This window comes from Lacipirellulaceae bacterium, from assembly GCA_040218535.1.
Taxonomy (GTDB): Bacteria; Planctomycetota; Planctomycetia; order Pirellulales; family Lacipirellulaceae; genus Adhaeretor.
The window spans coordinates 384362-392604 of sequence record JAVJRG010000008.1 but is presented as its reverse complement, the minus strand read 5'-3'; the positions used below and the strand labels follow the sequence as shown (position 1 = coordinate 392604).

Genomic DNA, 8243 nt, shown 5'->3' with positions numbered 1-8243 from the left:
ATCGACCATGGTCAAAATAGGACGCGACGAACCTGAGTCATCAATCTTTAGGCATCGGATAAAACGCGTTGCCGCATCCTTTGCATGTAAAACTTCTCAAGAGCGATACAAGTAGTGCCTATCGTCATTCCAGTAGGTCGTGGCAACTGAATCACGATTTATCCCCGCGGCAGGGAACCCAAGTGGTGATTGATAAGTAGTCCAAATCCACCACAGAGAGAGCTTCAGAAGTACACTGCTGCAGTTCTTACCCCATGCCAAATCAGCTGAGGTTGCATCAACTTCGGGGCCGAAGGTTTCTTGTCAACATGCAGCGGCGTCCCTATCTCTGGACACCTCAGCGAGTTAGAGGCACATCCGAAGTACCTACTTGTAGGTACGTCCGGCGTTTACGTCCTGGGTAGGTTTCGAGGCGACCCGTCGGCATCTGTATTGGTGCGCTCTTCATTTACGCTGCCCAGGAATCCGAGGAATAGCTGAAATAACCCAGTGCTCTTCTCCGAGGTCTTTGGGGAAAAGCATTACGGGGAAACACTCGTCTTAGTCGTCGACTCATTGAATTCAACTCTCCGGCGTCCCATCCTCTACACAAACGGCAAAAAGGGACTAGTCACCATGGAACAAGTGATTGAACGCAACTCATTGCCCTGAGGGAAGCTGATTTTACAGTGCTTCCTCCCAGTTGCTCTGAGAGCCCTACTCGTGCAGCCGACCATTGGGCCCTATAATCTACGCATTGCCCCTAGATCGCCATCTGAGTTGGGTAGGTCATGATCCTGAAAACAGTTTTCGTTCGCTTCTACAAGTCGTTCAACTACGACTATCTACGGAAGTTCCATCCTTCAGCCAAGCGTCGTGATTGGGAAGGTTTAGGAGGCGGGTCGCTGTGGTATCCGTACGTTGCTGTGTCACTCGACCCTCATGTAACCACCATTGTCGGTGCGAACGAATCTGGGAAGTCGCACCTTCTTTCTGCAATCGAAAAAGGCATCACAGGTGAAGGCATAGAACGTTCCGACTTCTGTCGGTACTCGCAGTTCTTTGCTGTCGAGCGGGACAAGATGCGGTGGCCTGATTTCGGACTTGAATGGACTGACTTGGACGAGGAAGACGCAAAATCGCTAGCGGAGGCTTGTGAACTGCCACGATCGGCCCACAAAGTGAAGCAGTTCATTGTTTTTCGAAATGAACGAAGTAGTTTCGAAGTCTTCATTCCGGATGGAGATGGCTTCGTTAAGTGCGAAGTCAAGGAACCCGCGAAACTTCAAGCACTGTTTCCGGCCACGTTTCGTATCGATGCCGACATTGGCCTTCCCGAGAATGTGCCGATTCGCTTCTTGGCAGGTTTGGACAACCCGCACAAGCTCGACCAAGTCGGACGACGCAGAAGATTCCAGCTCGCCGAAGGTCTTTACGATGGGGCTGGGTGGTTTGAATCTGCTGAGTCCATAACCAAAGCTGCTGCTGCCATAGCGGCCAAGTTCAAGTTCTTTTCGCAGGCTACCGACATCAGTGACGAACAGGTAAAGGGTGAGACGCGACGGAATAAAGAGCTAGAACTTGCCAGAAAGCTGATCTGTGGCATCGCGAAAGTCGACCCGCAGGCTCTACGCGAGCTGTATGACGCACTGCGGGATGAGAAAGACGCATACGTCAACGGCATTATTCAAGAGATAAATAATGCACTCGACGTCGCATTGAACTTCCCCCGCTGGTGGGTTCAAGACCGCGACTTTCATCTGATGGTGTCACCTCGCGAGTTTGATCTTGTCTTCACGATCAGAGATCGGACCGGCACCGAATACTCGTTTGGAGAGAGAAGCAGCGGTCTCAAGTACTTTCTGAGCTATTACATTCAGTATCTCGGCTACCAGCCTGAAGGTCGGACACCCGAAATCCTACTTATGGATGAACCCGACGCGTACCTATCAAGCCAAGGTCAGCAGGACCTGCTGAAGCTGTTTGATGCTTTCGCGCACCCCGAGGGGAGCCGCCCTCCTGTGCAAGTCGTGTATGTTACCCACTCGCCATTCTTGATAGATAAAAATCACGCAGAGCGGATTCGTGTGCTTGAAAAGGGCGTTAGTGACGAAGGGACGAGAGTAGTTCGCGACGTGTCAAAGAATCACTACGAACCTTTGAGGTCTGCATTTGGAGCTTTTGTAGGTGAAACAACGTTTATCGGTAATTGCAATTTGGTGGTTGAAGGACCAGCGGATCAGATGCTCTTAGCAGGAGCTGCGGCGTTGCTGCGAGCAGAGGGTACAGGAGAACGTGAAACCCTCGATCTAAACCACATCACGATTGTCCCTGCGGGCTCTGCCTCACATGTCCCCTACATAGTCTATCTGGCTAGAGGCCGCGACATAGTAAAACCAGCTGTAATCGTGCTTCTTGACAGCGATAAAGAGGGCAACAAGGCCGTCAAAGACCTCCGACGCGGGGGAGCACGCCAACAGGTAATCCTCGATTCAAAACTGATTCTTCAAGTTGGCGATCTAGAGGAAATCGACCTTGCGGACAATCAACACCTGCTTGAGACGGAGGACTTGGTCCCCCTCTCCATATGCGTTGAAGCCGTCTCTGTGTACTTTGCAGAGGTTTATGGAGTTGACGAGAATGCTGTCCAGGAGATCACGGCAGATTCAATTTCAAAGCATCTAAACGAGAACACTTCTGTTTTCAAGGCCATCGAAGCGGAGCTTGCAGGGCTGGAAGAGCCTTTGCACATCGAGAAAATGGGTTTCGCACGAGCAGTTCTTTCCGTTGTCAATCGGCGGATCGTCTCTGCCAATGACCAGGATAAGGACCCAGACGCACTCGCATTCCTCCAAAACATGAGAGTTCTTTTCGCCGCACTGACACTACGTCAAAGGCAGGCAGAGCGTGATACAAAGGTCGATCGAGTGTCGCAGAAAATCGAGAGGCTTAAGAGTGCTTTCGCAAACGACCATTCCACATCTGCAAGTCGTGAGCAGGTGTTGCTGCTCTTTGAGGAGGTCGACGCAGTGCTTGACAGTTCGGATGAGAGTAACGCTATCCGCTTGATCGTCCATCAAATCAAGCAAGAGTATCAAATCGAAGAGGACGTTACGGAGCCGGTAGCACGGTACGACGATTTCCTGCAGCGTTTGGACCACCTGCGTTACGCCGGTCGCCTTGCGACTCAAGAGCCGGAACCAGCCCAGGAAGTAGATGACCCATCGGTAGTCTTGGATTCAAAGCCCACCGGGAACAATGAACAGAAGAAGCGTCCCGAAGCAGCAACCGTCGAGAATACCGAGTGACGCAAGAGTGGCTGATTCAGCAGTGCGAACTAGCGAACCATTTCTTCCAATTCTGTGCCCTGCTACAGTGGAGGTTCGTGGGCACCGCCCTCAGGTTGCTCTAATATAGGAATGGTGGCATGTCGATAGTTCCGCCAATGGCCGTCCCCCTACGTGATGCTAAACCCAGCCAACTTGGGTTGGCCATTGCACTAGCATACCGCGACTTCAATCTGTCCCAAAGCCAAGCAGTGGCCATTGCCCAGTTTCCAGTGGATGCAACCTATGCTGGTGTGCAATCCGTGCTCGAGTCCCGGTTTCAAGAAGCACTTCAGTTAGCCGAGTTTCATGGCATTGTCAAACCCGACTCAACAGCACCGTCGGAGTATGCGGCTGTTATCCAGACGGCAGCCGAGCAACAGTTGGAGAGCATAGATAAATCTGCCAAGGTCGCCGCAACTGTGTTGCTACATGATGCGACGGAAAACTATCTCCTTTCATTAATTCGTCTTGCTAGTATTTCCAATCGCGAAAAGGCGATTGAGTGCATTGCTAAGCGAAAGATCGAATTGGCAACTTTGCGAGCGTCCGATGTAGAAAAGGCGACAGATGACCAGTTGGAGTGCTGGCTGGATGAACTCGACCGTAAGCCATTGCCGGAAAAGTGGCGGGTCTTAGTCCGGTTGCTTGGCAGCCCGCCCGCTCTGCGAAGCGAGAACTGGCACTTTGATGAAACGATGCTGTCTGAGTTTGATGAAGTGCGGCACAATTGTGTACACCACGGCGGCGCCAAGCTCAAAACATATGACTTCGACAGTTTTCAAAGTCAGCTTTCAAGGGCGGTACTCGTATTGGGGGTAGAGATTGCCAAGAGCTTGAGTGTTCAGGTTCCGGCTGAAGTCGCTTTTAATGCAATGGCACCAGAAGACTATATGGCCGCATTGCAGCTGCCCAATATTTAACCACTATCTGGATTCGACCCTGCGACTCGGCAGCGTTCGACAGGGCTATGGTTAGACACGCTAACCTGCCCAGGACCGACACGCTGAGGCACTTATGGATATCCGGGAGCATCAAGCCGCGAGCTTGACTTGCGACGTCATCAGGCACTCAATCATACTCAAGCGTCCTCAAACGAAGCGAAGCCCAAGCGAGCCCAGGGAGTAACAAGCTGGCGATCAGCAATACGCAGAGCGCCTGCCACCGCCATTTCCAGGCGTCGGTTTGTGGCTCCGACACGTACGCAAAACTCCGCAGCGTTATATCTCCATAGCGGGAGAGTGTAAGGTATGAAAACCAAGCCGAACAGCTTGTCGTTTGAGCCGTCGCTGCCTCCGTCGTTTGAGCCTTCGCTGTTGGAGTCGTTTGAGCAGCCACTGCCTCTTGAGATATTGGCGAGAATCTCTTATATGCCGCGAGGAAAGTGCTATTCCCATCGGCGACTTGCACACTAAAGACAATCTGCCCAATCATCACCAACGGCAATAAAAAATTCGCCCGGTGGCGACTTAGTCCCGAAACGGCCGACAGCAAGAGCCCAAGGCCAACGGACGCACAGCCCAGGATCATGAGGCAGCCCAGACAGCTCTTTGGGCTTTTCAGCATATCGAAGGAACTCTCCGTAATTCTTCTTAAGCAGCATAACAATCCAAAGAATACCGAGACTTGCCAGAGCGAGCAGACCCACAAGATGAGCGTCTTGGCCGTCAGATAAGGGGCAATCTTCAGATAGAGTAAGCGTTCGTGCTCAACAATGTGTCGCTCATCGACAATGGCCAGCAGCCCCAGGCTGGCCCCCATCCAAATCGTGGAGATCACCGAGAGAAACCCCAACAGCGACAGGTTGGTTGCCGGGACCGCGAGGTGTAAAGCAACCGCGAACAGACCGGGCACCACCAGTAAAGGCAAAACGATCCGCCACAGCCAGTCGCCACGCATTAATTGCCACTCGCGGCTCGCACAGACCTCAAATAGCTGCCTAGGTGTTGGATTCGTGCGTAATAGTTGCCTTTGAGAAAGCTCGGCAGCGCTGTCGTAAGCCTCGTTATCGATATTTGGTTTTTCGTCAGGTACCTTATCAACGGCCTGCAAAGCCCCGGCGTCCACTTGCTGATCGAAAGCCTGTTCCCCTTCGTCACGGGAATCATCAGCAGCGAGCTGAACACTAGCGAGTCTTCCGCCTTTCTTGCCCTTCTCCAAGGTGATCGTACGATCGAACCACTCGCTCCGTTCATCATGGGTTACCACGGCCACCGTTCCGCCGCGATAGCAGAGAGTCCGCAGCAAGCGAATGAGTGATTCGGCCCGCTGAGGATCGAGCCCGCTAGTCGGTTCGTCAAGAAGGAACAGAGCGGGCTCGACAATCAACTGGGCTGCTACCTGAACGCGCTTCTGTTCTCCACCACTTAACTTCTTGATGGGAGCAGTCCACCGATGTGGCGGGAGGTCAACTGATCGGAGCACTCGATCAACGCGGTACGCCTCTGGCGGCTGGCCCTTACGGAAGCGGTAGGCGAACGCAATCGCCTGACGCACCTTCAACTGTCGATGGAGCACCTGCTGCTGAGACACATAGCCGAGTCGCTGGCGGAACGTCTCACGCTCTTGGTCTGTATCACATTGGTCAAACTTGATGCCCCCCTGACTCACCAACCCTTGCTTGATAACCGTTTTCACCAAGGTTGACTTACCAGCGCCGCTGGGACCGACGATCGCGGTCAACTCACCGGGACATAGCGATTCGCTGAAGTTCTCCAGCCGCTGCGGCACCGTGACTTCGTCCCAGAGGAGTTCTCCGCCAGTAATCGGTTTCTCTGGCAACAGAAAGCCGTCCGAAGCACTCAGCCGCCAACCATAGGTACCGACCTGGAGAAAATCGCCGTGCTGAAGTTGCTGCGTGAGGACCCGCTGTCCGTTGACGAAGGTCCCCGGCTGAGACAGGAGATCGATAACCCAGAACTCCTCGGAACGCCGTGGATGGCGAACGACCAAGCAGTGCTGCATCGCGACTTGCTGCTGGCAGATGGTGAGATCTGCCTCATCGTCTCGCCCGATTCGAAACGGAGTTCCCGGCTCGATTCGCTTGGGGGAGAAGCGGCCTTCGCACAACTGTTCGGGCCGAACCAGCTTGTCAAAGTCGGGGGTCACCACGGCCCGCACGGTGAAGACTTCCTTGCCTTGTTTTGGGTTAATGCGTCCGGGTAGTTCCAGAGGCCAACTCTGGGAACCGAACTCAACCCGCACACGGCTTGGATGATCGTCCCAATGCACCAGGAGAGGCTGATCGCCGATGTTGAAAGGGAGCGGCTCTCGCCCCTGATGCTGAGCATGTGCCTCGCCACCGGGCCAGCGGGTTTCCAGGCTAAGCTCAACTTGGGATTTCGCCAGTCGGGCTAGCGCTGCGTGGCACTCCGGCAGCTCTAACAGCCACTGCAATTCGAAACGGCACCACCGACAGTGGCTCTGCGAAGGCGGCTGCTGAACAGTGAGGCACTTCGGGCAGCAGGTGACCTGTTGCGGTGGCGGGTCGAGTTCTGCCTCGCTCACGGCTGCTCCTCGTCAGAGACGAGCTTCCCGCGGTAATAGCTCTTGGCATCGAGGTTCTTCACGCCGGTCGCTTTGAAGAGCAGGTGATCCTCAGAGACAAAATTAACCTCGGCGTGCCAATCAACAAAAGCGGACTTGATAAACAGCGACTGCCGATCGTATTCCACCTCTCCTGACTTGGGTCGCAGGACGCCTTTCCGCTGAGTACCCTCCACCGTCCCTTCCAGGATGACTTCACCGCCGATTACTGACATCACCGCCAGATCTCCTTGGTCCTCGGTCCGCTTCATCTGTAACTCTCCGCGAGCTTCCACGTCGTAACCGACCCCCAGCAGACTGGAGAGATGCTCCACATCGACGGTGAACGTCTCTCCGACTTCCTTATCGAGTACCTCTGAGAAGATGAAATCGGCGAGTACACCGCTGCGGCGAGCGAAATTCGTCAGTTCCTGTAGGGGAAGAGCATCACCAGCGGTTGTTGTAATACTCTTCATCCCTAACTCTCGATGGTAGATGAGCTCAAACGTGTGGCCCGCTAGAGTTTCGATCTTTTCGACGAGCTGCATGTCGCGGTCTCGGTCCAATTCGACTCCCGCGGCTCTGAGCCGTTTCGCGAGCCAACTCAGGGTGCTCTCTGCTTGCGGATCGAGTTGGTTGAAGATCTCAGCAGTCTTCCGTATGGCCATATACTTCGGGGCAATTCCCCACTGGATCGTTCTCGCCAGACGTTTGTCGAGTAACACATAGAATTCGTCCAGCAGCTCGCCGGTGGGCAATTCGAGGTGCAGCGACTGGTCAGAGACTAAGAGCTTCTGCGAAAGAATCGGGAGCTGAAGCTCGAAATGGACAAAGTCCCCATCGTTCTCGAGGACGCGCTGGACGAGCACAGCTTGCGATTCATGGGCGAAATGGCTTGAGCTTCTCAGCACTCCCCAATCAGCATTGGAGCCGGTGCCGGTGATGGCCATGAAGCCGATCGCTCGGACCTGCTTGTCAGCGGGATAGTACTTGAGAAGATCATCCGGCTCGGTGGAAATCGGCTCCGCGGTCGGTTCCACTGCTATTGTTTCACCGACTTTCGCCATCTCCACGTCGCCCGGCTCGCACCGCTGTTGGCAAATTTTCAGGTTCGCGTCGATTTCCGGCAGCCAGAAGGAGCTATCTACTTCGATTGACTCTCGAAACTTCCTCCATTGGTCGCGTGCTTCGCACCACTGCCCATCGCTTTGTAGCTCGATAGCTTGGGCTCGTCGCTCCGCTGCGGCTGGTGACAGATCCGGGAGCTCCGGGCGGTCTACTTCTTGTTTTTCGCCTCCGCCTGAGAAGGCGGCCCATAGGATGGCTGCGAATAGGAGAAGCCCACAGACCGGGATGATCGCGGATTTCCATAATGGGGAAGTCTCTTGGCTCATAGGTTTGGCTCCGATTGAA

At 54.1% G+C, this 8243-nt stretch carries 4 protein-coding genes; 2 read left to right on the top strand and 2 right to left on the bottom strand.

The features are described from left to right. The first annotated feature begins 770 nt into the window (after nt 1-770). Nucleotides 771-3287, top strand: coding sequence for an AAA family ATPase (locus RIB44_11040; protein ID MEQ8617119.1), 2517 nt, complete (start codon nt 771-773; stop codon nt 3285-3287). 119 nt (nt 3288-3406) lie between these two features. Continuing rightward, nucleotides 3407-4228: a hypothetical protein gene (locus RIB44_11035; GenBank protein ID MEQ8617118.1), complete on the top strand. Its 822-nt coding sequence runs from the start codon at nt 3407-3409 to the stop codon at nt 4226-4228. 148 nt (nt 4229-4376) lie between these two features. Here RIB44_11035 and RIB44_11030 read toward each other — a convergent pair whose 3' ends face one another. Both RIB44_11030 and RIB44_11025 read right to left on the bottom strand, forming a co-directional pair. Continuing rightward, complete coding sequence (locus RIB44_11030) at nt 4377-6812, bottom strand: ATP-binding cassette domain-containing protein (protein ID MEQ8617117.1); 2436 nt, start codon at nt 6810-6812, stop codon at nt 4377-4379. Further along, complete coding sequence (locus RIB44_11025) at nt 6809-8224, bottom strand: hypothetical protein (GenBank protein ID MEQ8617116.1); 1416 nt, start codon at nt 8222-8224, stop codon at nt 6809-6811. Before RIB44_11025 ends, RIB44_11030 begins: the two co-directional genes overlap by 4 nt. Nucleotides 8225-8243 lie beyond the last annotated feature (19 nt).

Excerpts from the sequence above, each read along its gene's own strand:
- RIB44_11025 (MEQ8617116.1), bottom strand. The coding sequence starts at position 8,224 with ATGAGCCAAGAGACTTCCCCATTATGGAAATCCGCGATCATCCCGGTC.
- RIB44_11040 (MEQ8617119.1), top strand. The coding sequence starts at position 771 with ATGATCCTGAAAACAGTTTTCGTTCGCTTCTACAAGTCGTTCAACTAC.
- RIB44_11035 (MEQ8617118.1), top strand. The coding sequence starts at position 3,407 with ATGTCGATAGTTCCGCCAATGGCCGTCCCCCTACGTGATGCTAAACCC.